The following is a 23913-nucleotide window of genomic DNA, read 5'->3' as shown; positions in this document are numbered from 1 at the left end:
GGGTTACTTCGCCTGCGCCTGGGCCTGGTTGCTGGCCTGACCCTGGGGCTGGCCGCCCTGTTGTTGCTGGGCGCCGCCGGGCGCACCGGGCGCGCCACCGGCGGGCTTTGCGTTAGGGCTCCAGGCGAACGGCTTCACCGGCATGCCGGGGCGGAGCATCATCGCGCCCTCGACCACGACCTTGTCGCCCGGTTTCAGGCCGCTGGTGACCAGCCAGTCCTCACCAATGGTACGCGAGGTGGAAAGGACGCGCGGCTCAAGCTTGCTGTCCTTGCCGACGACCAGCACCGTGGCGCGGCCCTGCTCGTCACGCGAGACGGCGCGCTGAGGCACGAGGATGCCGTTCTCCTGCGTCCCCTCGATCAGTTCGGCGCGGACGTACATGCCCGGGAGCAGCAGCCCCTGCGGATTATCGAAGATCGCGCGAATCGTCTGCGTGCCCGTGGCCGGATCGACGCTGACGTCGGTGAAGAGCAATCGGCCCTCGATCGGGTAGATCGACCCGTCCTCCAGGCGCAGCCGGACGCGCGCCGCGCCGCCGCCGCGGGCGAGATCGCCCGCCGCGATCTGCTGACGCAGGCGAAGGAGATCGGCGCTGGACTGGGGCACGTCGACATAGATCGGGTTGAGCCGCTGGATCGTGGTCAGCGCGCTGGCCTGACCGGAGGTGACCAAGGCGCCGGTCGTGGCGACGGCAGTGCCGATGCGGCCCGAGATCGGCGCGCGAACGGTGGTGCGCTCCAGATCGATCTGGGCGGAGCGAAGCGCGGCCTGCTGCGCGGCAACATCGGCCTGCGCCTGCTGCGCCGACGTGATCGCGTTCTCGTAATCCTGCCGGGCGATCGCGTTGATCTTGACCAGTTCGCCGTAGCGCCGCTGCAGCGCGCTGCTCGACGCGATCGCCGCGCGGGCACGGGCGAGCGAGGCGCGCGCGCTGGCGACCGCGGTGACATAGGGCTGAGGATCGATACGGAAGAGCGGCTGGCCGCGCTTCACCATGTCGCCTTCGCGGAACAGGCGTTCGATGATGATGCCGTTGACCTGCGGGCGGACCTCCGACGTCTCGTACGCGGACGTACGACCCGGCAGAACCGTCGTGAGCGTCACCGGCTGGCTGGTAACGGTTACAACGCCAACCTCAGCGGGCCCCTGCTGTTGCTGTTGTTGCGCATCGTTACCTTGCCCGCACGCCACCAACGGCGCCAGCATCAGCGCCGAAAGCGCGACCCTCTTGAAAGACATGCGATTCTCTGTGATTATTGTGAGTGATCGTTCACTCACGTTTTTTGCTACTGCGAACAGGCGCACGCGTCAAGAAGCGACAAAAGAAGCGACAGAGGAGATTTTGACATCACCGTGTGCTGCCCCTCAACGCAAAATGCGCGCGCCGGGCGTGCCACCGCTCGACGCGAAAAGGTAATCCAAGCGGCGAGAACGGCTTTCAAGGCGAATGGTTCCATGCCACCGGCATTGCGCAGATCGCGCACGCCTCCGGCGTGGCCGTCGGCCAGATCTATCGCGACTTTGCCAACAAGGAGGCGATCGTCGCCGAGATCGTGACTCGCGATCTGGAGGAGTTCCTGTCCGAGGGCGGCCTGTGCGAAGCGGGCGCAAAGGGCGATGCCGCCGCCGTCCACGACTGGATCACGCGATTCGTCACTTGCGCGGACCCGGAAGGCGGCCGCCTGGTGGCCGAGATCATGGCCGAGGCATCACGCAACCAGCGGATCGCGGAGATCGTCCGCACCCTGCACGACGGCATGCGCGGGAAGCTGACCGCGGCGTTGCGCGTGCTGGCCGGGCCAGCCGCGCCATCGGAGCGGATCGAGCAGGTGGCGGAGATGATCCACACCGTCGCCGCCGGCGTGTTCCAGCGACGGCTGACCGCGGTCGACCAGCCTAGTGATGCGGCGATCGATGGGCTGATGCACTGCATCGATGCGACGATCGAGGAGCTTCGCGCGGCACCGTGAGCTGGCTGCGCGTCCCCCACGTGACTATCTGAAGAGAGAAACGGCGTCACCCGGATCGGGCTTGGGGTGACGGGCCTCAGCTACGGAAGCGCAGGCCGATCCAAAGCGTGCGTGGCATGGCGCGTTCGATGATGTCGGCGCCGCTGATGCCGGCCTCCACCCGCTCGTCGAAGAGGTTCTCGCCGCGCGCCTCGATCGCCAGCGCACGGGTGATCGGCAGCGCCAGATAGCCGTCGAGCGTGGTGGCCGGCACCAGGCTGCGGCTGTTCTGATCGTCTTCGAACTGGCGCGCCGAATGGCGCACGGTTGCCGACACCGTCAGCGCATCCTGCCGCAAGCCGAGCGTCGCGGAAACCAGATCGCGCGGCGTCTGCGCCGGGCGAAGGCCATCGAGCGGCGCGGCCGCGCCGGACGCCTCGACGCGCGGATCGACATGGCTCCACGACGCGATCGCGAAGACGGGCCCCGACGACCAGTTCGCGTCTAGCTCGAAGCCGGTCGAGCGGATCGCGTCCAGATTCTGCCGCACACGATAGACGCCGCCCGCGCCGACGAAGCCGACGCCCGGGAAATTGCCCGGCCCGCGGCCGGCGGTGACGTTCGATATTGCGCCCTTCAGCCGGTTCCAGAACACGGTGGCGGCGAGCGACACGTTGGCGGCCGGCGTGATCGTCACACCGCCGTCCACCCCGGTCAGCCGTTCAGGCGCGAGCGCGGCATTGGCAACGACCGCGTCCGCGCCGACACGAAACGGACGATACAGCTCGTTCAAGGTCGGCAGGCGCCAGCCGCGATAGCCGCTCACCCGCAGCGTCACCGCGTCGCTGGCGGCAAAGGCAGCGCCGGCCCGGCCGGTCCATTCGGTCCCCTTGCGATCGGCGTAGCTAACGTCAGTTAGCGGGGCGAGCGTCGCGATCGTATATTCATCGAGGCGGCCATCGGTGATCCGCCAGCGATCGATCCGGCCGCCGAGCGTCAGCGTGAGGGCGCCTGCCTCCGCGCTGGCATCGGCGAAGAGGCCCAAAGTGCGGCTGCTGCCCCCCGCCACGCGGCGGCGGGTCGGCTCGCCAGCGACAAAGGTGTAATTCTCCTGCGTCCGCCCGGTCACGTCGCGGACATCGGCGCCGATGCGCAGCTCCCGCCCCTCGCCCACCGGTGGCACCAGTTCGACGCGAGCGCCGAGGCCGGTGGCGGGCGTGTTGTACTGGTCGAGCGTCTGCGTTGCGGTGGTGCGGCCGGCAGAGAGGCTGGCAAACTGCGAGGCGAAGGCGCGCGTCTGCAGATAGGCGAGCGCCGAAAAGCCCCAGTCGCCGCGGCCGACGAGGCGGAGGCTGGCGTCGGCGCCTTCGCTGCGGTTGCGCGTGAAGTCCGTCCCGCGGTCGCGCGTATCGGTGAATGCGCTGAGGTTTGCCTGCAATTCGGTGTCCGGGGCAACGGCAATGACGCCGCGGATCGCGGCCGACGCCTGTTCGTAGGGCGCCGGGCGATCGGCGGGGCCGCGGTCCTCCGCCACCGTCGGGATGAAGCCGTCGCCGCGGGCGTACGCTGCCGAGACGGTCGCGAAGCCCGGCCCGGAGAGGAAAGTGCCCGAGCCTTGCGCCTCGACCGAATCGCGGCTGCCGTACGCGAGGCTACCCATCAGGGCGGGGCGATCACGCGGATCGGCGCTTTCGAGCTCCACGGTGCCGGCGAGCGCGCCCGGACCGAAATAGCCGCTGCCGCCGCCGCGCGTGACGCGGACCCTGCCGATGCGATCGGTGGCATAGGCCGGGAACGGCACCCAGCCGCCGAACGGATCGGCCTGCGGCACACCGTCCAGCACCAGCAGCGCCCGGCTGGAGGCATTGCCACCGATGCCACGCAGCGAGATGCCCTGGCTCGTCGGGTTGGCGGAGCGCGAATCGGAGCGGCGGAACTGCTGCAGGCCGGCGACATCGGCGAGCACGCTTTCCAGCCGGTCACTGGCGTTGGCCGTGATCCGATCGGCATCGATCGTGACGACGTCCGCCGTGCGATCCCCTGCCCGCTCGTCGAGGCCACGGCCGGTAACGACGATATCCGGCCCGCTTTGCGCCAGCGCGGTGGTGGACAGGAATACGGCGCCGAGCGCGGCGGAGGACAGGCGGATCATCGCCCGCCTATGGGTTGGGTAGGCGGGCCGGCGCAACCCGCATGTCACGGGTTGCTCAGGCGAATTGCTCGGTCGGCTGCACGGCGGCGAGCGCGTTGGTGAAGCGTTTGCGCCACCAGATCACGTCATGATCGCGGACATTCTCGAACATCGGCTGCCAGCGTTCGATCCGCTCCTCGCGGGACATGGAAAGCGCACGCGCGATCGCGTCGGCGATCTCGTCCGGGCTGTAGGGGTTCACCAGCAGCGCGCCCTCCAGCTGGGCGGCGGCGCCGGCAAAGCGGGACAGGATCAGCACGCCGGGATCCTCCGGATCCTGCGCGGCGACGAATTCCTTGGCGACGAGGTTCATCCCGTCGCGAAGCGGCGTGACGAGGCCGATGCGCGCGGCGCGGTAAACGCCGGCGAGGACGTCGCGCGGCAAGCCGCGGTTGACGTAGCGAAGCGGCACCCAGTCGATATCGGCGAAGGCACCGTTGATGCGCCCGGACAGGGCATCGAGCGTGTTGCGGATATCCTGATAGGTCTGCACCGTGGCGCGGGACGGCGGCGCGATCTGCAGGAGCGTCACTTTGGCACGCTCCTCGGGCCGGGTTTCGAGGAAGCGCTGGTAGCCGTTGAAGCGTTCTTCGATGCCCTTGGAATAATCCAGCCGGTCGACACCGACGAGCAGCGCGCGCCCGTCCGCGCTCTGCATCATCCGCTCATAGGTGGCGGTGGCCGCGTCGCCGCGCGCGGCAGAGATGAACTCGCGCGCGTCGATGCCGATCGGGCAGGCGATCGCGCGGATCGTCCGCCCGCCAACGGTGACGAGATCGTCCGGCCCGACCGAGCCGCCCATCTCGCGCACCACATAGTCATGAAAGGTTTCCAGCCACTCGCGCGTGTGGAAGCCGATCACGTCATAGGCGAACAGCGCCTCCACCATGCGGCGATGATCAGGCAGGGCGACGAGGAGATCGGTCGGCGGCCAGGGGATGTGGAGGAAGAAGCCCAGCCGGTTCGACACCCCGCGCTGACGCATCAGCCAGCCAAGCGGGATCATGTGGTAATCGTGGACCCAGATGAGGTCTTCGGGCTCGACATGCGGGCTGATCACGTCCGCGAACAGCTGGTTCACCCGTTCGTAGCCGCCCTGGAAATCGCGTTCGAACTCGGTGAGGCCGAGGCGATAGTGGAACAGCGGCCAGAGGGTGCGGTTCGCATAGCCCTCGTAATATTCCTCCACGTCCTGCTCCGGCAGGTCGATCGTGGCGGAGGTGACGCCGGCGTAGGTTTCGAACTTCAGCTCGCCGGTCTCGCCCGTTTCGCCCGACCAGCCGAACCAGATCCCCTCCGCCTCGCGCAACGCGGCGGTCAGCGCGACGGCGAGGCCGCCCTGGGCGGTGGGCTGTTCCTTCGTGGGGGCGGAAACGCGATTGGAGATGACGATCAGGCGGCTCAACGGAAGGCACTCCACGGCTGGCTCAGCAGCACCGCGCAGTTGATCATGCCGACCAGCGAATAGGTTTGCGGGTAATTGCCCCACAACTCGCCGGTCACCGGATCAATATCCTCCGACAACAGGCCGGCGGGGGTACAGCGCGACAGCATCTCCTCGAACAATTCGCGCGCATCCGCGTCTCGCCCGGTGAAATGCAGCGCCTCGATCAACCAGAAGGTGCAGACGTTAAAAGCGGTATGCGGCAGGCCGAAGTCATCCTCGGTCGCGTAGCGCAGCATGTGCGACCCGCGCCGCAGCCCTGCCTCGCAGGCGTCGAGCGTCGAGCGGAAGCGGGGATCGTCCGGCGCGAGGAAGCGCAGGTCGAGCAGCTGAAGCAGGCTGGCGTCGAGATCGTCGCCGCCGAACGTCGCGGACATGCGATCGCTCTCCGGCCGCCATGCCGCTTCCTCGATGCGCACGCGCATGCGATCCGCGCGATCGCGCCAGAACATCTGGCGATCGCCAAGACCAAGCGCGCCGGCAGCGTTCGCCAGCCGGTCACACGCGGCCCAGCACATCGCGGCCGAATAGGTGTGGACGTGGCTCTTGGTGCGAAGCTCCCACAGGCCGGCGTCGGGCTGGTCGAACTTCTCCCACGCGCGTTCGCCGACCGGCTCCAGCGCCTTGAAATCGTCGCGCCCGGCGATGCGCAGCAGGCGGTGGTCGAAGAAGGCCTGGGCGTTCGACAGGACGATCTGGCCATAGGCGTCGTGCTGGACCTGCTCATAGGCCTGGTTGCCGACGCGCACCGGGCCCATTCCGCGATAGCCGTTCAGCGCGGGCGCCTCGCGTTCGATCAGCGTCGCTTCGCCGCCGACGCCGTACAGCGGCTGGATATGGCCGCCGGTGGCGTTGTCGACGATGTTGCGGAGATACTCGAGATAGCCCTCCAGCACATCGAGCGCGCCCAGGCGGTTCAATGCCTGGACGGTGTAATAAGCGTCGCGCACCCAGCAGTAACGATAATCCCAGTTGCGCTGAGATCCGGCATGTTCGGGGATGGAGGTGGTGAGCGCCGCGACGATCGCGCCGGTTTCCTCATGCTGGCACAGCTTCAGCGTGATCGCCGAGCGGATCACCGCTTCCTGCCATTCCGGCGGCGTGGCGAGGCCGCGTACCCAGTGGCGCCATTCCTCCGTCGTGCGATCGAGCATGTTCTCGAGCGCGGCCGGGATATCCTGCGAAAAGCTTTCGTCCGGCCCGAGGAAGAAGTGCAGCGGGCGTTCGACGCGGAACAGCCGCTCGTCCTCGATCCAGCCGACCGGCGCCGTCGTGGACAGGCGCATGACGCTATCGTCGAGGAGATAGCGGATGTGGTTCGAACCGCGCGTCGTTTCCGGCCGCGCCTTGCCCCAGTCCACCGCCGGGCGCAGGCGAACGCGGATGCGCGGGCTGCCCGCGACGGGGCGGACGATGCGCACGAACGCGACCGGGCGGTACATCCGGCCGGTCCGATGGAAGCGCGGGCAGAAGTCGGTCACCTCGATCGCATTGCCGTGCACGTCCTCGTGCCGGGTGACGAGGATCGGGGTGTTGCGCTTGTACCGCTGGCTGACCTTGGCAGGCTGATCGATGTCGATCTCCCAGAAGCCATAGGCGTCCTCGCCGGCGGGTGGCTTATCGTCGAGCAGCGAGCAGAAGGCTGGATCCCCGTCGACGCGCGGCGTGCAGCCCCACACGAAGCGGCCGGCGCGATCGACCAGCGCGGAGACCTGACAATTGCCGATCGGCCAGAGATCGAGCGTCGCGGTCATGCCGCCTCCCCCAGCCAGCGCCGCACGGCCGCGACGTCATCGAGGCGATAGCGCGCGGCGGTGGGCCGTTCGGCGCCGACCAGCACGCCGATGCCGCCGTGATCGGCGACTGCGACGAACCCTGCCTCGTCCGTCACATCGTCTCCCGCGAAGACGGGCACGTGGCCGGCGAATGGCGCGTGATCGAGCAGCGCGTTGATCCCGCTTCCCTTGTCCTGACCGCCGACGCGCAGCTCGACCATCATCTTGCCGTCCTGCACCACGAGGCCGTCGGCACCGGCATATTCCGTCACCAGATGCCGCGCGGCGGCTTCATGCTGCGGCGCCATCCGGTAATGCGCTGCGACCCCCAGCGATTTCACCTCGATCACTACCCTGTCGTCCCCCCTGAATTCGTCACGCAGCGCCTGCTCCGCATCGACCAGCGCAGCCGGCCGATCCGGCACGATCAGCGCATCGCCGATACGCAGCTCCGCCCCGTGGCTGCCGACCACCGCGATCCCGGGCACCTTTTCCCCTAGGAACGCATCGACCTGCGCGATCGACCGCCCACTGACTAAGGCAATTCGGCCGGCAAAAGTTCCGCGCAGGCGACACAGGAGATCAACCAGCGGGGCATCGACGACGACCCCGTCGGGACGATCGACCAGATCGACGAGCGTGCCGTCGAAATCGAGCAGCAGGCAGTGCCGGGCGGGTTCGAGCGACGGCGGGGGCAGCAGGGCATCAGTCATGCCGCGCCCTTAGGATGGCCGCGGCGGGAGCGAAATGGCCGATCAACCAAGCGCCAGCTTCTCGCGCTCCGCCAGGAAGGGATCGGCGTATGGTTTGGCGGGCAAGGCACTACCGTCATCTTAGCCGGTCGAGCGATGGCGGAGCGGCAAAGGCAACGGCTGCCGTCAAAGCCCTTCGCCGCCGACCCATTGCGCATTCGCCAACCGGCGGGCGAGCGTCCAGTTCTGTTGCCGGATATCGGGCACCGCAACGACTTCCCACAGCCCGCCGCGGGTCATCGGGCCGATGCAGTAGAGCGAGTCCTGGACCGTGCCGTCAGCGGCAATCACCCGTGACTGGGCATCAACCTCCAGCCCGATCCGCAACGGATCGGGGCGGATCGCGCCGGCTGCCAGCAATTGCTTGATCAGCGGCTCGGGCGAGCGAAGAAGATCGCCCTGCGGCCCGGTGCAGTTGACGATACGGCGGGCGAGCGTTTCCTCGATGCGATCGATGCCGCGCGGGCGCCAGCGTAGGCGAACCCCCTCCCCTTCGGCAGCGGCCGAGACGATCTTGCCGGCAGCGAAGCGCAGCCGGCCGGCCGCGCACAAGCCGTCGATCCGCGCCGCGACCGACGGCGCAAGGCGGTGGCGGTGCACATCCCAGAACGGGCGTGCGTGGCGCAGGAAGCGCTGGCGTTCCTCGTCACTGAGCGCCCCCCACAGCATTTGCGTGACGGGACGAAGCTCGTCGACGGCGGTGCGCCAGTCGACCTCCTCGGCGCGCCGGCGCAGGGTAGCGACGAGCGCGGAGAGGCGCGTGCCTGGCCGTTCGCTGAGGCCAGTCACTGGCGGGATGGTGGCATGGGCGCGCGGCACCAGCCCGCGGCGCGACATCGACAGGATGTGGCCCTGAAAGCCGGATGCATCGAGCAGGAGCGCCGCATCGATCGCGGTGAGGCCGCTGCCGACCAGCACGACGGTATCGTCCTTCGACAGGCCCCGCGTAATATCTTCTGCCCAGGGATCGCCGGCATAGGTGCCGGGCGGCAGCGCATCGGGGTCGAGGCCCGGCGGGGTGTGCGGCGGAAGGTTGCCGAGCGCGAGCACCACCGTCTCCGCCTCGATCGTTCGACCATCGGCAAGCCGGACAGTGGAGACGCTTTCGCCGCGGTCCACCGCGATCGCTTCGCCATCCACCAACGTCAGGCGGTCGCCGTGCTCCCGCTTCGCCTCGTCCAGCATGTCGCGCAGATAGGCGCCGTAGACGCGGCGCGGCACGAAGGTGCCCCGGTTGCCAAGGCCGTGGTTTTCCAGCCAGGTGACGAAATGATCCGGCTCGTCAGGAAACGCGCTCATGTTGCCGGCGCGCACGTTCAGCAGATGCTCCTCGCTGGCGGCGCTATAGGCGACGCCGCGGGCAAGCTGCGGCCGGCGTCGCTCGATCAGTGTGGCGCGCGGGCCTTCGTAGCGCATGAGGTTGATCGCGAGCAGCGCGCCTGAAAAGCCCCCACCGACGATCACCACCCGATCGTCCACCATGAACTCGCTCCCTGCTACAATCGGACTGCGCCGCAACAGCCACAAAGCCGGGGCAGGTTCAACTCGTAGCAGGCCGTAGGGAGGGCATGGCCGGCCGCCGAAGCGTCACCGCTGACACGGAGCCGATGGTTAGAGAGCGACGCCGCGGACGCGCTGGCGCAGATCCGCCTTCAATACCTTGCCGGCCTGGTTGCGTGGCAGCTCGGTCATCAGCACCAGCCGCTCGGGGACCATATGCTCGGGCATGCGGGCGGCGGCGAAATGCGCCTGGATGGCAGCCAACGTGGTGGTCCGGCCGGGCTTGGGAACGACGAAGGCGCACACCACTTCCACCACGCCGCGATCGAGCGCGCCGACGACGGCGACCTCCGCGACGTCGGGATGCGCGCGCAGATGTTCCTCCACGCCACGACTGGCGATGTGGTGCCAGCCGCGAATGATCACGTCCTTCTTGCGATCCGTGACGATCAGATAGCCGTCCGGATCGAGCCGGCCGATATCGCCGGTGCGAAACCATCCGCCGGGCAGGAACGCCTCCTCGTTCAGCCTCTCATCGTGATAACCAATGAATTGATCCGGGCCGCGCACGGCGATCTCCCCCTCCTCGCCGGCGGGCACGTCCAGCCCGTCCTCGTCGACAAAGCGGATCTCGACGCCGCGCATCGGGCGCCCTTCGGTGGTCAGCCGTTTTTCGAGCGGATCATCGGGATGGCCGATGGTGATCGTCGGATGTTCGCTCGACCCATAACATCGGAAGGTGCGCACGCCATGTGCGGCGCACCGGTCGATCAGCGTCGGTGGCACGGGCGCGGCACCGACCAGACATTGTCGCAACGTCGCGAGGCTGCGCCCTTCCCGCTCCACTGCGTCGATCAGTTCGGCAAGATGCAGCGGCGTGAACGAACAGGTAGTGACGCCATATTGCTCGATCAGCCAGGCTGCCTGGGCAGGATCCCAGCGATCCATCATCACCATCGGCGCCGCCAGCACGGCGAAACGCAGCATCGAAAGCGCGCCAGCGACATGGCCAGGCGGCCAAGCGTTGAGCGACAGCGCGCCCGCCTGATCATCCCGCACCGATGCGAGCGCGAGCAATTCCTCAAGCAACGATCGGCCGCTGTGCTTCACCCCCTTTGGGCCGGCGACGGTGCCCGAGGTGTAGATCAGCATCGCCAGATCATCGGGCGCGCGCGGCGCGCCCGGCGTTGCGGCGATCGGCGCGAACATCGCCTCCCACGGGATCGTCCCTTCGGATGCATCGACGATCACGATCTGCTGCAGCGATGCATCACGCGAACGATTGGGATCGTGCCTGACGGAGACGATCAGGCGGGCGCGGGATTCTTTCAGCATGAAGCTGGTATCCGCCTCGGCACGGCCGGGCACGATCGGAAGCAACACGGCGCCGGCATGAACGACGCCGATGGTGGTGATCAGCCATTCGACGCTGGCCGGCAGCTGTACCGCGACGCAATCACCCGGCTTGATCCCGAGCCGGCTCAGATGCGCACCGAAGCGCAAACCGGCGGCGTGCACCTCATTCAGACGATAGGGACCGGACCGCTCGCCACCGCTGACGACAAGCCGCGCATCGGGGTGACGCGCCGCCGTGACCGCCATTGCATCGGCTAGAGACTGCTCTGCCGTGAACCACATCTGCGCGGCGCTTTGAACGTGCATTGCTCCCAGGCCGATAGTGACTGCGTAATTGATACGGCAGCTTCACGTCAGGCGCCAGTCGGCCAGGACATGGCGGCGAGCGATAACGCGACCAAAATGAGACAAATCCGCCTAGGCGTGAAGCGCCCTTGGACGGTCCGGCCGCAAGTCAATTAGCTAGCAACATTCATGCTATGACAAAATGGAGCTGCTGAATTACTCGGGGCTCCACTCTGGTCTTCTCTCGACTTTGTCGAATATAACAACGACACACAATGATGTAGATTAGCCCGCGAAGATTATACCGTGCCTGAACGCTCAGTCAGCGACAAAGGCTTGATTGATCCGTGCGCGGCAAATCCGCGTGGCTCGAAATAAGGTAACGCTTAACGAAATATCACCTCGGGTACATGCCCGAGGTGATATCCACGTTTTACTTGCAGTGCAGCAAATGAGCCGATCGACTTATTTGCCAGTCCAATTTGGCTTGCGCTTTTCGGCGAAGGCCGCGGCGCCTTCGCGTGCATCGGCACTGGTGAATACGGGGCCCATCAGCGCACCCTGGCGGCTCCAGCGTTCCTCGACCGGCCAGCTCTTATACTCACTGATGATCTGCTTCGAGACCTGCACGGCGAGCGGGCCATTGGCGCTGATCGTCGCGGCAAGCTGAAGCGCTGCATCAAGCGCGGGGCCATCCGTCAGGCGATTGACGAGGCCAAGGGCATAAGCACGCTCGGCATCGATGAAGTCGCCGGTCAGCGCCAGCTCCATCGCGACGCGCGGCGGGATCTGTTCCGGCAGGCGGATGAGGCCGCCGGCACCGGCAACGAGACCACGCTTTGCCTCGGGAATGCCGAACTTGGCCGAGGCGTTTGCGACGACGAGATCGCACGCGATCATCAGTTCGAGCCCGCCGGCGAGCGCATAACCGTCGACCGCGGCGATCAGCGGCTTTTTCGGCGGGGCCTCGGTGAGACCGCCGAAACCGCGGCCCGCAACCGACGGCGTCTCGCCGCGCAGGAAGCCCTTGAGGTCCATGCCCGAGCAGAAGGTGCCGCCCGCACCGGTGATGATCGCCACACGCAGGGAATCCTCACTGTCGAGCCGATCGAGCGCCGCGGCGATGCCCTCCGCCGCCGCCTTGGTCATCGCGTTCTTCGCTTCGGGCCGGTTGATCGTGATGACCAGGATACCGTCCTGGTCGTGCGTCAGCAGTTCTTCGCTCATCACCCTCTCCTTTGATGTCGATCGGATCTTGGCAGCGGCCGTGGCGCTGAACATTCCGGCCGGTCAACTGGCGCGACTGTCAGGCGATCCGGCCAGCTGGTATCAGCCGGGCGCTGCTCAGGCGGCCGCTTCACTACGGCTGATGTGGCGCGCCTCACCCGTGTTGGCGGTGACGCCAAGGCCGAGAAGCTGGAACAGTTCTGGCGAGACCGCGCGCTGCGTTTCGGACGACAGCGCCGCGTTCCAGTTCACCTGCGGGCGCAGAAACGCCTTGCTGTAATAGCCGAAAAGCAGGGCGCGCTCCTCGTCCGCGGTGACGTTCGCGCCGGAGGTGTGCCACAGCCGACCGTCCATTGCGACGATCGACCCTGCCTTGGCCTCGAACGGCCGCAGACGATCCTTCGCGTCGCCCGGCACGTCATCATGCGACTGCCAGCGGTGGCCGCCCGGGATGAACAGCGTGGCGCCATTCTCGAAGCGAACGTCGCTGAGGCACCAGATGATGTTGATCGCCCAGGCATCGTGCCACGGCGCGGGCACGACGATCGACTGGTCGGAATGAAGCGCCATGGACCGGGCACCCGGCCGCGCGATGTTGGCGGTGAAGTTCGAGATCATGAAGCCGCGCCCAAGCACCGCCTCGACGATGTCCAGCGCGAGCGGATGGCAGATCAGTTCGCGGAAGATCGCGTCATGTTCGAGGAGGTAGAAGACGCGCACGTTGCTGTCGTTGGGATCGAGCACCGGCATGAAGGTGGAGACGCCGCGCGCCTCGCTGGCCTCCGCCGCGGCATAGAGCCGGTCGAGCGCTTGGCGGGTGGTCTCCGCATCGATGACGTCGGGAATGACGCACCACCCCTCCTCGCGAAGCTGCTGCCTGGCCGCGGCCATCTCGCCGGCGGGCCGGGCCTGATCGTTCGCTGCGCCATCACCGGCGCGGATCATCGTCGCCATCGTCTATCTCCCGCCGATCCGGCGATGACTGTGCGCCATCGCCGGGCTTTGTCATCAGGCCCTGAGCGCCAGCCCCTGCAGCTCGCCATTGTTGCGCCAGTCGGCGAGCAAGGCGTTGAAGGCGTTGATGCCCGGCGCATAGGTCTGCCCCGCCTGGCCACCCTCCAGATCGCCCTCATTGTTGTAATAGCCGGGCGTGCAGCTTTCGAGGTAGGCGCGGTTCACCACCGACAGCTTCTTGATCGTGGTGACCCAGGCGTCCTGCGCCTCCGGCGTCGGTTCCACTTCGGTCGCGCCGCGCTTCTTCGCCTCCGCGATGATATAGGCGATGTGCTGCGCCTGATCGTCGAACATCGCGGTCATGTTCACCGACAGGCCGTTCTGCGACACGCCGATATAGAACCAGTTGGGAAAGCCGGTGGTCGCGAAGCCGTGCAGCGTCTTGTACCCGTTGGCCCAGTGATCGTGCAGCAGCACGCCGTCCCGCCCCTTGATGTCGAAGCCGACGCGGCGCTTGAACGAGGTCGTGATCTCGAACCCTGAGGCGTAGATGATGCAATCGACCTCATATTCGCGGCCATTGGCGACGAGCCCCTTGGGCGTGATCCGTTCCACCCCCTTGCTTTCGCTGACGTCGACCAGAGTCACGTTCGGGCGGTTGAAGGTCGGCAGGAATTCGTCGTTGAAGGTCGGCCGCTTGCAGAACTGGCGGTACCAGGGCTTCAGCTTCTCGGCGGTTTCGGGATCCTTCACCACCTCGTCCACGCGCTGACGGATACGGTTCATCTTGCGGAAGTCGGCGACCTCCGCATGGCGGATCGCAGCCTCCGGCCCCATCGTCTTGGCATTGCGGATCACGAAGGACTGAACCTCGCGGAAGATCGAGGTCCAATTGTCGTTGACGAGGTCATGTTCGAACGGGCGGCCTTCGATGATGTCGGCGAAGTTATGCCGCCGGGCGCGTTGCCAGCCGGGTTGCAGCGATTGCGCCCATTCGGGGTCGGTCGGTTTGTTGCCGCGCGTGTCGACCGATGAGGGCGTACGCTGAAAGACGTAGAGCTGCTTCGCATGGCGCCCGAGCGCGGGAATGCACTGGATCGCAGTGGCGCCGGTGCCGATGATGGCGACGGTCTTGTCCTCCAGCTTCCAAAGGTTTCCGGTCGTGTCGCCGCCGGTATAGCCATAGTCCCAGCGGCTGGTGTGGAAGCTGTGCCCTTCGAAGCTCTCGATGCCGGGGATGCCGGGCAGCTTGGCGCGGCTGGCGGTGCCGAGCGCGGAGACGACGAAGCGCGCGCGGATCGCATCGCCATGATTGGTGCGGATCACCCAGACCTTTTCCGCATCGTCCCAGGCAAGTTCCGACACGCGCGTCTGGAACAGCGTGATCGGGTAAAGATCGTAGTGTTTCCCGATCCGCTGGCAGTGTTCGTAGATTTCGGTGACGTAGGAATATTTCTCCTTCGGGAGGTAATTCAGTTCCTCGAGCAGCGGCAGGTAGCAATAGCTTTCAATGTCGCATTGCGCGCCGGATAGCGGTTCCAATACCAGGTGCCGCCGAAGTCGCCGCCCGCCTCGATGATGCGCAGGTCAGTGACGCCCTTTTCCTTCAGCCGCGCGGCGGCGAGCATCCCGCTGAACCCGCCGCCGATCACCGCCACCTCAACGAAATCGGTCAGCGCATCGCGGGTGAAGCCGGGTTCGACATAGGGGTCTTCCTCGGCGTAGCGGGCGTAATCGCCGGACAATTCCTTGTACTGCCGGTCGGCATCGGTGCGCAGCCGCTTGTCGCGTTCCGCCTTGTAGCGCGCGCGCAGTGCCTCGATGTCGAAATCAGCCTCGAGCGCCGCCTCCTGGGTCTCGCCGTTGCTCATCGTGCCTCTCCAGTTTCTTTGTTTGTGTCGCTGCCCCGTCGCTATTCCTCGGCGTAGGCAAGGAAATCGGGCTCGTAGGCGCGCTCGGGATCAGCGCGGACGCGGCGGTCGAGCCGGGTCACATCCTCACCGACGAGGATTCGCCAGCGATCCGCCTTCACGCCATCGAGGATGATAGTGGCCGCCCGCGCCGCGCTGGTCGGCGCCAGTTCCTCGAACCTTTTGGTGAGTTCGGCTTGCGCCGCCTGCAGCGCGGCATCGTCCATCGCCTCGGCGTTCGGGATACCGACCGCCTTCAGATGCTGGCGCAGCTTGCGCCGGCTCGCGTCGGTGAGGACATCGCCCGACAGGACGCGGCGCGAGTTGCGACCGATCGGGGTGCCGACGCCGCCGGGCATGACGATCGACGCCTTGATGTGCGGGGCATAGTTGCGCAGGTCCGTCACCAGCGCCTCGGTGAAGCCCTTCACCGCGAATTTCGCCGCGCTGTAGGCGGTGTGCGACACGCCCGGCATCAGCGCCGCCCAGAAGCCGTTGGCGCTCGATGTGTTGACGATATGCCCTTCGCTCGCGCGTTCCAGCATCGGGAAGAAGACGCGGCAGGAATAATAGACGCCGAACCAGCAGATCTGGAACACGCGGTCCCATTCGGCGCGGTCATCGAGCACGAAGCTGCCGCCGCCACCGATGCCGGCATTGTTGAAGAGGAGGTGAATGTGATCGCTCTGGTGATCGCGCGCGACCTCCGCAGCGAAGCGCGTCACCTGATCCTCGTCGCCCACATCAGCAATGTGGCTGGTGATGCGCACGCCTTGGGGCAGCCCGTCAGCCTCGCACAGCGCCATCGTCTCGGCCATCGTTTCGGCGAACAGGTCACACATCGCGACGCTGGCGCCTTGCGCGACGAGCTGGCGCACCAGTTCGCGGCCCATGCCGGTGCCGCCGCCGGTGACCACCGCCAGCTTTCCGCCGAAATCCTTCATCGCGATGCTCTCCTTGTCGTGTTGGCGCGGCGCCGGATCACGCGGCGGACGCCGCGGCCTTGGGGTGGAGGCGCAGGAAGCCGGGCGCGCGCATCGTGTCACCGGGTTTCAGCTTCGTCGCCATGTCGGGGAAGTTGGGCAGGGATTTCGCCGCCTTTGGATCGTAATGCGTGCGCTCGCCGAAGAAGCGCAGCGTCAGCGTGCGGCGGCGCTGGCCGGGGCGCGTGCGTGCGCCGCCGTGCAGGGTGCGAAAGTGGAAGAAGATGACGTCGCCGGGCTCCACCGCCCAGGAGACGATGCGGTGCCGGTCACGCTCGCCCTCGACGTCGGGCAGGCGCGGGAGCGGCAGGCGATCGTCGATCGGGCGGGTGTCATCCTTCGGATCGAAGGCGGAGGTGTTGTACATCGGGCCTAGATGCGAGCCGGGGATGAATTCCAGGCTGTCCCCGCGCGCGAGCGGATCGAAGGTGATCCAGGCGACGGCATTATCCTCGCCATCCATCGGGATGTACGAGCCGTCCTGGTGCCAGGGCGTACGCCGCGTATCGCCGCCTTCCTTCAGGAACACCTGTTCGTAGATGAACCAGACGGGGTCGCGGCCCCAGAGCTGCGCGCACGCCGCCGGGATCGGCGAGCTTTCCAGCATCTCGCGATAGCCATCGAGCACATTGGGGTGGAAGGAATCGTTGTAGAACAGCGGCGTGCCGTCGCGCTTCAGCGCGGGGGCGTTGCGCGGCGTGGGGTTGGCGAGGCTCCATTCCCACGCCTTCAGCGTGGCGGCGAGCTGATCGGGATCGAGCAGGCCCGGGACATGGACCACCCCGTCCCGCTTATAGGCAGCACGCTTCTCGGCCCAGTCGACGACCATGGCATCCTCTCCCGTCTTTTCGGGAGAACATATAACACGATCGACTTAGAACCTAATCCGAAATCGCGGAGCTGCCTGGCGGCTCGCCAATCAGATCACCGGCTTGCCGCCCGTCACCGCAATTGTCGCGCCCGAGACGTAGCTCGCCTCGTCGCTTGCCAGCATCACATAGGCAGGGGCGAGTTCGCGTGGCTGCGCCGGCCGGCCGATCGGATAAGCCTGGCCGAACTCCTTCACCTGATCCGGCGGCATGGTGGAGGGGATCAGCGGCGTCCACACCGGACCGGGAGCGACGCAGTTCACGCGAATGCCCTTTTCCGCCAGCAACTGCGCCAAGCCGCCGGTGAAGTTCTGGATCGCGCCCTTGGTGGTGGCATAGGGAAGCAGTGTCTGCTTCGGATTGTCGGCATTCACCGACGTCGTGTTGATGATCGCCCCGCCCTCGCCCATGTGCGGCACCGCGGCCTTCGACAGATAGAACATGGCGTGGATGTTGGTGCGGAACGTCATGTCCCACTCCTCGTCCGGAATGTCCTCCAGCTTCTCGAACGTCATCTGGTGCGCGGCATTGTTGACGAGGATGTCGATGCGGCCGAACGCCTCCACCGCATTGTCGACGATGGTGCGGCAATGCTGCGGCGAGCCGATATCGCCCGGGACGAGCACGGCCTTGCGCCCGGCCTTCTCGATCCAGCGCGCTGTCTCCTGCGCGTCCTCGTCTTCGTTGAGGTAGGAGATCAGCACGTCCGCGCCTTCGCGCGCGAAGGCTATGGCGACCGCGCGACCGATGCCGCTGTCGCCGCCAGTGATGATCGCCTTCTTGCCGGCGAGGCGCCCGTGGCCCTCATAGCTTTCCTCGCCATGATCCGGCCGCGGGTTCATTGCCGCGGTGGTGCCGGGCACGGGTTGCTGCTGATCGGGGAACGGCGGCGTCGGATCGGCCATGTCGATGCTCCTTGTTGCAAGCGCTGCGCTCGTGGCAGCAGGACTGACACGTGCGCGAACACGCTGATGTTCTGGGCTTTCGCTGCGAACCATCGGCGCGCGGGCAGGGTTCCGAGCTGAACCGACCGTCTTAACGTAAGTAAGTTGGTCAGGCCGGCGGGAGCGAACGGCGGCCCAGCGGCCGTTAGAACTGCTTGCCCGTGCCCAATCGCGCGAACCAGGCCGAGTGCATGCCGTCCCGCCGAAACAGCAGCTGGGCCCGATCGGACCGAGGATGGTGGTGGCGCCGGTCCACCCTCCTCTCGCTTTGACGGGGCCTCATTCGCGCCTCTGCACCCGCCAACGGCTAGGTGGAATTGCGAAGCGCCAACCGGCCGAGATCAGCGTAGCGATGCCGTCAGTTGCAACCCGTTATAGTTCATACGGAACCTGACAGGTGCTCCGGCATGGCTGATGAAGGAGCCGGATCGTTGACCCAGCGCGACCCACCGCAAGCCATGCCCAGCGCCGGTGCTGGCGTCCGCGCAGCCAAGGGCAGCCGCCGGGAGGCGGGGAAGGAAGAGCGTCGCCGGCGCATCATCCAGACGGCGCGCGAGATGATCCGCGAATCCGGCAGCACCGGCCTTTCGATGCGGGCGCTTGCCGCCCGTGCCGGAGTCAGCCTGGCGACACCCTACAACCTGTTCGGATCGCGCGGCGCGGTGATCCTTGGCGTGCTTCAGGACGTGCGCGAGTTCCAGGCGCGGTTCGCGGGCCTGCGCGACGCCGATCCGCTGGAGCAGATCTTCGCCGCGGTCGACCTCGCCGTCGCTTTCTACCTCGCCGATCCGCCGTTCTACAAAACCTTGTGGCGCGAGGTGTTCGCCGCGTCCGGCGAGGTGCGCAAGGCGATCTACAACCCCACGCGCGCCGCCTTCTGGCAGCATCTGGTGGACGAGGCCGCCGCCAACGGATCGATCCGGCCGGAGATCGACCCCGAAATGCTGCTGACACAGCTCGACCATCAGTTCCGCTCCGTGATGCTGGACTGGGTAGCCGGCGATCTCGCGCCAGACGCCCTCGGCCCGACGATCCGTCTCGGCTACGCCCTGCTGCTCGCGGGCGCGGCAAGCGATGCCGCGCGCGACGGCCTGATCGCGCGGGCCGTGCAATGCGAAGCGGAGCTTTCCGCTACAGCGCCGGCAACCTCAGCGCCTCCCGGTTGACGGTGATCGAGACGTAATCGGCACGCGCTGTCGCGAGCCGGTAATCGGCGTCGAGCAGGCGGATGCGGGCATCGGCGGCGGCTTCCTCACGCAGGTTGACGATCAGGAAGTCACTTGCCCCCAGGCCGAACCGGCGGCGCTCGGCCTGGGCCATGCGTTCCGCCAGATCGGCTTCCTCGCTGGCCAGCGTCACCAGCCGCGCTGCCGCATCCACCGCAACGACGATGGCATTCACGTCGGCCGTCACCTGATCGACGAGCATCCTGCGCCGGCTCTGCAATGCATCGATTTCCGCCCGCACCTCGGCAACCTTTCCGCGCGCGACGCGGCGTTGCAGCGGCACCGAGAAGCGAACGCCGGCGATCGCGTCGGTCCCCTCACGCGACGGGCCGCCCAGACCAATCGGGCCGAGATCGCGCGCGCCTTCGGCGAAGACGTCCACCTTGGGACGCAGCTCGTTCTCGGCGAGCATCAAGCGATCCTCCGCCTGCCCGATCCGGGCCATGATCGTGTTGAAGTCCGGCCGATCGGGCAGGTCCATGGCACCCGCCGTTCGCGGCGCGCGCGGAATTGCCGGCAGGGCGTCCGGAAGCCGGGCAGAATCGGGGACGATCGGCGTGCCGTTCGCGTCGCGGTAATAGAGCGAAAGCGTGTTCGCTGCCGTCGCCAGCTCCAGTTCGGTCCGCACCACCAGGGCACGCCGTCGTACGATATTCTGCTCGTTCTCGGTTTCCAGGATACGCGGCTGTGCGCCCAGCGCCACTTGCCGGCCAATGCTGGAGCGGCGCTGCACGGCAAGATCGAGGAGGCTACGGTAGGTCGCGAGCCGCAGCCCGGCGGCGACCCAGGCCTGATAGGCCTGCAGCGCCCTGCTCTGCACGCCGATCGCGACCAGCTCGCCTTCGAACCGGGCGATGTCGACGTCCGCCGCCGCGAGCCCCAGCCGGGCGCGACGCTCGTCGATCAGTCGATCGCGCATGAGGGCGAAGGTCGCCCCGATCTTCACCTCGCCCCGGCGATTGGTGTAGTTGCGATCCTCATAAACCGGGAAGGCGCCGCGTGAGAGGCGATAGGCGGCATAGGCCTCGCCGCCGTTATTGCTGAGCGGGCGCGACAGCCGGCTCTCGACGACGCTTCCGTCGTAATAGCCGCTCAGCCGGCTGCGCGCCTCGCCCTGGAACACCGTGTCGAACGCCCCGGCCGCGGAGAGCTCGCGCCCCTCTGCCGAGCGAACCCGCGCCAGCGCCTCGACGATCTGCGGCGAATGCGTGGCGGAGGATCGCAGTACCTCGTCGAGGGACAAGGGCGCGACGCCTGGCTGCGCGATCACTTTGGCGGGCAACAGCAAGGCCGCGGCGAGAAGCAGGAAGCGCCTCATTTCGCCTTCACCTTCACGATCGGCTCGACCTCGCCGGCTGGCTTGGCGTCGCTTGCCGGGCGGCGGAACTCGAGCGGGAAATCATTGAGCTGCCGCCACAGTTCGTAGCCGACCGAGACGGTTTCCATCTGGATCCAGCCGCGTGCCTTGGCGCCGACGCGGGCAAAGTCCTGATCCGGCCATGGCGGAAAGCCGGGACGGGGCTCGACGAGCACCCGGAACAGCCCGGTGGTCTGCGGCGCCGGATCGATCGAGCGCACGCGTCCGTCGAACATACCCCTTGCCACCGACGGCCAGCCGCTGAACTGGATGGCGGGCCAGCCTTCGAACTCCAGCCGCACCGGTTGTCCGCGCTTCACGAGTGGCACGTCGCGCCCGACGACCATCAACTCGACGACGCGGACCGGCGCTTCCGGTGCGAGCGTCGCCAGCAGATCACCCGCGCTGACCAGCGTCGCGCCAGCGGCGGCATTGATCTGCTGAATCCGCCCGTCGCGCGGCGCATAGACGGTCTGCACCGACTGGCGCTTCAGCGAGATGTCGACCCGCGTCAGCTTCGCGCGCGCGTCTGCGATCCGGGCCTGGCGCTCGGCCACGCCAATCTGGCGTGCCTCCAGGTCGCGCTGCGCGATCAGCCCTTCCTCCAGCAATTGCCGGGATCGGTCGACGTCGACGCGGGCCACGGCCAGCGCCTGTTCTGCGGCAGCGATCTCCGCCACCACCTGGTCACGCTCGGCCGCCAGGCGGGTGAGCAGATCGGGATCGTTATCGACGATCCGGGCGATCGGATCGCCGCGGCGCACGGCCTGGCCATCCTGCACGTACCAACGCTCCACCCGCCCGGGCACGAGCGCGGTAATCGCCTGCACCCGGTCTCCGGGGTTGAGCGCCGCGACCTGACCGGCGCCTGCAGCGGTCTGAACCCAGGGGACGGCGAACAGCAGCACCGTCACCAGCACCATGCCGATCGCCAGCATCCAGCCAATCGCGGTGAGCGCCCGGGGCGGACGGAGCGACGCCAGCGTCTGGAAGTGCGTAATATGTTCAGCGCGGAAGGGCATCGTTCACCTCCACCCCACCAGTTCGGGCGGCAAGCGCCTCCGGATTCGCCACCCTCTCCTGTCGCTTGCGACCGAGCCACAGATAGCCGTCGAGCACGATCTCCTCCGGGCGGTTGGAGAAGAGCAGCACCGTCGTCTCGCTGGTGCGAAGCTGATCCAGCGCCGCAGTCAGGCACGCCTTGGGCAGCATGTCGTACAGCGGCGAGAGCATCAGCACCCGCGGCCGCCGGAGCAGCGCCGCGGCAAGTTTCAGCGCCATCACCTCGTCGATGAGAAGAGGGCTGCCGGAGGCGGAGAGCATGGTGTCGAGCCCCTCGGGAAGCTGCGCGATGCGCGTTTCCAGCCCGATCAGCGCGATCACGTCCATCACCGCCGCGGGAGGCGCATCGGGCTGCGCGAGCCGAAGATATTCACGGATCGTAACCTCGACGATGCTCGGCCGATCGAGCACGGTCACGTCCGATCGCAGCAGGTACATGTCGAGCGCCTCAAGATCGGCGCCACCAACGATCACCATGCCCCGATCGGGATGAACATGGCGCTTCAGCAGCAGCGCGACGGCATGATCGGCGCCCGGTTCGGCCACGGCGACCAGCCGCTCCCCGCTATCGAGCTCGAAATCGAACCGGTCTTCGCCGAACGCCACGTTGCGCAGCCGGACCGACCCGTCCCGCGGACGGCGCCCCTCGTGGCCCGCAGAGCGCTCCTGGGGATCGCGTAGAGCAGCGACAGCTCCTCCAGCGATCCGGCAAGATCGTAGAAGGACTCCACATAGATGCCGAGCTGCGAAATGCCGTAGAAGACGCCCGAAAGGATCAGTTCGGCCGCCACCAGTTGCCCGATCGAAAGCTGGTTCTGGATGATAAGCCAGCCACCAAGCGCCAGCAGCGCCGCGCTTGCCACGGCATAGAGCAGCATGAACGCGATGTTCTGCGTGAAGGTGTAGCGGAAATGATGCCGGTGCGCCGCCACGTAAGCGGCGGTCATCGCGTCTGATCGATCCATCGCGAACGACAGGTGGCGATGCGACTTGTAGAAGCCGTTGGAACTGCCGACGCTTTCCAGCCACCGGGCGGCATCATGCTTGGCATGGCTGAGGCAGACCGCGGTTCGCACCCCGCCGCCGACGCCCAGTTGCCAGATCAGCCAGATGCAGAACACCAGCAGCAGATTGAAGGTGAGGAAGAAGGGGTGATAGAAACTCGTCACCGCAAGGCCGACCGCGGCCTGAAGCAGGATAGCAAAGCCGCCGATCAACAGGCTGGGGATCGCCTTCTGCACGGTGATCAGATCGAAATAGCGATTGAACAGGTCGCCGCGCCGTTCGTCGTTGAAGAACGGGTTTTGCGCGTGAACGGCGCGCAACGTGATCTCGGCCACGATCCGCGCGAATAGCCGGCGTTCGAACAACGCCATCAGGTGAATGCGGCACGCCGATAGTGCGACGAAAATCAACAACAGGATGAGAAGGATCATCGACAGCGTGAACAAGGGCGCAGGAAGGGCCGTGTTCGCAACTGAATTTATCAACAATTGAACAGATATAGGCGTCGCCAAGGATAACAAACTGATTGCGATGCCGTAGATGATCGCCATCCTCATGAAGGATGCGTCCGGCAAAAGGATCTGCGTGATCCACCGCCGAACATCTCGCAATCCTAACAGTTTGTTACTTTCCGTTGCCAAGAGACACGCTCCAGATTTTTTAAGCCTCCCCGAGGTCGCGGGCCCTTAGTCTCTGTTGCTGAATACGTTAACCGAAAACTTGTCGATCTGGCCCATCAGGCATCGACAGACTGCAAACCGGAACGCCGTGTTGATGCGATCAGCGCATGCTGTGGTCTGTTCAGCCTTGTAGAGGCGCGTTTCCGCCGGTTGCACGACGTTCCTGTCGACGTCGCGATCCGCCACGCCACGAGCTGCCGCTGAGATCTCGGGGTGGCGGGCGGGCGCCGAGGCGTTATGAAAAGAGCGCCTCTGATGTCAGCCCGGCACGCTGCGCCCTGTTCCGGATGCTGGAGGTGGCGACAGCGGGAGGCCCGGATGCAACAAAGCCCCGTCCGATGAGGGACGGGGCTGTTGTAATATCGTTGGTTGCGGGGACAGGATTTGAACCTGTGACCTTCAGGTTATGAGCCTGACGAGCTACCGGGCTGCTCCACCCCG

The 23913-nt window shown here is 66.6% G+C and carries 20 protein-coding genes; 2 read left to right on the top strand and 18 right to left on the bottom strand.

Features of this window, described 5'->3' with window-relative positions; translation table 11 throughout:
- Nucleotides 1-3 precede the first annotated feature (3 nt).
- A complete protein-coding gene (locus ACH0AE_RS09465) occupies nt 4-1242 on the bottom strand; it encodes an efflux RND transporter periplasmic adaptor subunit (RefSeq protein ID WP_406875693.1) in 1239 nt (412 codons plus the stop codon).
- Between the two features lie 116 nt (nt 1243-1358).
- Between ACH0AE_RS09465 and ACH0AE_RS09460 the strand changes: the two genes are divergently transcribed.
- The gene (locus tag ACH0AE_RS09460; RefSeq protein WP_406875692.1) at nt 1359-1973 is read left to right on the top strand and encodes a TetR/AcrR family transcriptional regulator; all 615 of its coding nucleotides are present in this window, start codon (nt 1359-1361) and stop codon (nt 1971-1973) included.
- Nucleotides 1974-2049: 76 nt separating this feature from the next.
- Here ACH0AE_RS09460 and ACH0AE_RS09455 read toward each other — a convergent pair whose 3' ends face one another.
- The 13 genes from ACH0AE_RS09455 to ACH0AE_RS09395 all read right to left on the bottom strand — a co-directional run bounded on the left by ACH0AE_RS09455 (nt 2050) and on the right by ACH0AE_RS09395 (nt 18103).
- Entirely contained in the window at nt 2050-4104 is a 2055-nt protein-coding gene (locus ACH0AE_RS09455) for a TonB-dependent receptor (protein ID WP_406875691.1), read from the bottom strand.
- Nucleotides 4105-4159: 55 nt separating this feature from the next.
- Nucleotides 4160-5548: a trehalose-6-phosphate synthase gene (locus ACH0AE_RS09450; RefSeq protein WP_294445216.1), complete on the bottom strand. Its 1389-nt coding sequence runs from the start codon at nt 5546-5548 to the stop codon at nt 4160-4162.
- Nucleotides 5545-7341 carry a glycoside hydrolase family 15 protein gene (locus ACH0AE_RS09445; RefSeq protein ID WP_406875689.1) on the bottom strand — a complete coding sequence of 599 codons (1797 nt, stop codon included), beginning with the start codon at nt 7339-7341 and terminating at the stop codon, nt 5545-5547. Before ACH0AE_RS09445 ends, ACH0AE_RS09450 begins: the two co-directional genes overlap by 4 nt.
- Complete coding sequence (gene otsB, locus ACH0AE_RS09440) at nt 7338-8075, bottom strand: trehalose-phosphatase (protein ID WP_294444590.1); 738 nt, start codon at nt 8073-8075, stop codon at nt 7338-7340. Before otsB ends, ACH0AE_RS09445 begins: the two co-directional genes overlap by 4 nt.
- Before the next feature lie 165 nt (nt 8076-8240).
- The gene (locus ACH0AE_RS09435) at nt 8241-9596 is read right to left on the bottom strand and encodes an FAD/NAD(P)-binding protein (RefSeq protein WP_294444589.1); all 1356 of its coding nucleotides are present in this window, start codon (nt 9594-9596) and stop codon (nt 8241-8243) included.
- A gap of 129 nt (nt 9597-9725) precedes the next feature.
- On the bottom strand, nt 9726-11252 hold the full coding sequence (locus ACH0AE_RS09430) for a class I adenylate-forming enzyme family protein (protein WP_294444588.1): 1527 nt from the start codon (nt 11250-11252) through the stop codon (nt 9726-9728).
- Nucleotides 11253-11720: 468 nt separating this feature from the next.
- Nucleotides 11721-12482, bottom strand: coding sequence for a crotonase/enoyl-CoA hydratase family protein (locus ACH0AE_RS09425; RefSeq protein WP_294444587.1), 762 nt, complete (start codon nt 12480-12482; stop codon nt 11721-11723).
- A gap of 117 nt (nt 12483-12599) precedes the next feature.
- Nucleotides 12600-13436, bottom strand: coding sequence for a phytanoyl-CoA dioxygenase family protein (locus ACH0AE_RS09420; RefSeq protein WP_294444586.1), 837 nt, complete (start codon nt 13434-13436; stop codon nt 12600-12602).
- A 54-nt stretch (nt 13437-13490) separates the two neighbouring features.
- Nucleotides 13491-14978, bottom strand: a complete 1488-nt coding sequence (locus tag ACH0AE_RS09415) for a flavin-containing monooxygenase (protein ID WP_406875686.1) — start codon at nt 14976-14978, stop codon at nt 13491-13493.
- On the bottom strand, nt 14909-15307 hold the full coding sequence (locus ACH0AE_RS09410) for an NAD(P)-binding protein (RefSeq protein ID WP_365928870.1): 399 nt from the start codon (nt 15305-15307) through the stop codon (nt 14909-14911). The genes ACH0AE_RS09415 and ACH0AE_RS09410 overlap by 70 nt, the downstream gene beginning before the upstream one ends.
- Nucleotides 15308-15348: 41 nt before the next feature.
- Complete coding sequence (locus tag ACH0AE_RS09405) at nt 15349-16290, bottom strand: SDR family oxidoreductase (RefSeq protein WP_294444585.1); 942 nt, start codon at nt 16288-16290, stop codon at nt 15349-15351.
- Between the two features lie 37 nt (nt 16291-16327).
- Nucleotides 16328-17158: a phytanoyl-CoA dioxygenase family protein gene (locus ACH0AE_RS09400; RefSeq protein WP_294444584.1), complete on the bottom strand. Its 831-nt coding sequence runs from the start codon at nt 17156-17158 to the stop codon at nt 16328-16330.
- Between the two features lie 90 nt (nt 17159-17248).
- Nucleotides 17249-18103 (bottom strand): SDR family oxidoreductase, encoded by an 855-nt coding sequence (locus ACH0AE_RS09395; protein WP_294444583.1) that lies wholly within the window; start codon nt 18101-18103, stop codon nt 17249-17251.
- 470 nt (nt 18104-18573) lie between these two features.
- Between ACH0AE_RS09395 and ACH0AE_RS09390 the strand changes: the two genes are divergently transcribed.
- Complete coding sequence (locus ACH0AE_RS09390; RefSeq protein WP_294444581.1) at nt 18574-19308, top strand: TetR/AcrR family transcriptional regulator; 735 nt, start codon at nt 18574-18576, stop codon at nt 19306-19308.
- On the opposite strand, the gene ACH0AE_RS09385 is transcribed toward ACH0AE_RS09390, so the two are convergent.
- From ACH0AE_RS09385 to ACH0AE_RS09370, 4 genes are read right to left on the bottom strand one after another with little or no spacing between them, the layout of a single operon-like run.
- Nucleotides 19274-20686 (bottom strand): TolC family protein, encoded by a 1413-nt coding sequence (locus tag ACH0AE_RS09385; protein WP_294444580.1) that lies wholly within the window; start codon nt 20684-20686, stop codon nt 19274-19276. The genes ACH0AE_RS09390 and ACH0AE_RS09385 overlap by 35 nt on opposite strands.
- Complete coding sequence (locus ACH0AE_RS09380; RefSeq protein WP_294444578.1) at nt 20683-21747, bottom strand: efflux RND transporter periplasmic adaptor subunit; 1065 nt, start codon at nt 21745-21747, stop codon at nt 20683-20685. The genes ACH0AE_RS09385 and ACH0AE_RS09380 overlap by 4 nt, the downstream gene beginning before the upstream one ends.
- Complete coding sequence (locus tag ACH0AE_RS09375; protein ID WP_294444577.1) at nt 21731-22333, bottom strand: hypothetical protein; 603 nt, start codon at nt 22331-22333, stop codon at nt 21731-21733. Before ACH0AE_RS09375 ends, ACH0AE_RS09380 begins: the two co-directional genes overlap by 17 nt.
- On the bottom strand, nt 22291-23223 hold the full coding sequence (locus ACH0AE_RS09370; RefSeq protein WP_294444576.1) for a hypothetical protein: 933 nt from the start codon (nt 23221-23223) through the stop codon (nt 22291-22293). The genes ACH0AE_RS09375 and ACH0AE_RS09370 overlap by 43 nt, the downstream gene beginning before the upstream one ends.
- Nucleotides 23224-23913: the final 690 nt, after the last annotated feature.

Source organism: Sphingomonas sp. 179-A 2A2 NHS, assembly GCF_045371305.1.
Taxonomy (GTDB): Bacteria; Pseudomonadota; Alphaproteobacteria; order Sphingomonadales; family Sphingomonadaceae; genus Sphingomonas.
This window is presented reverse-complemented; position numbering and strand designations above follow the sequence as displayed.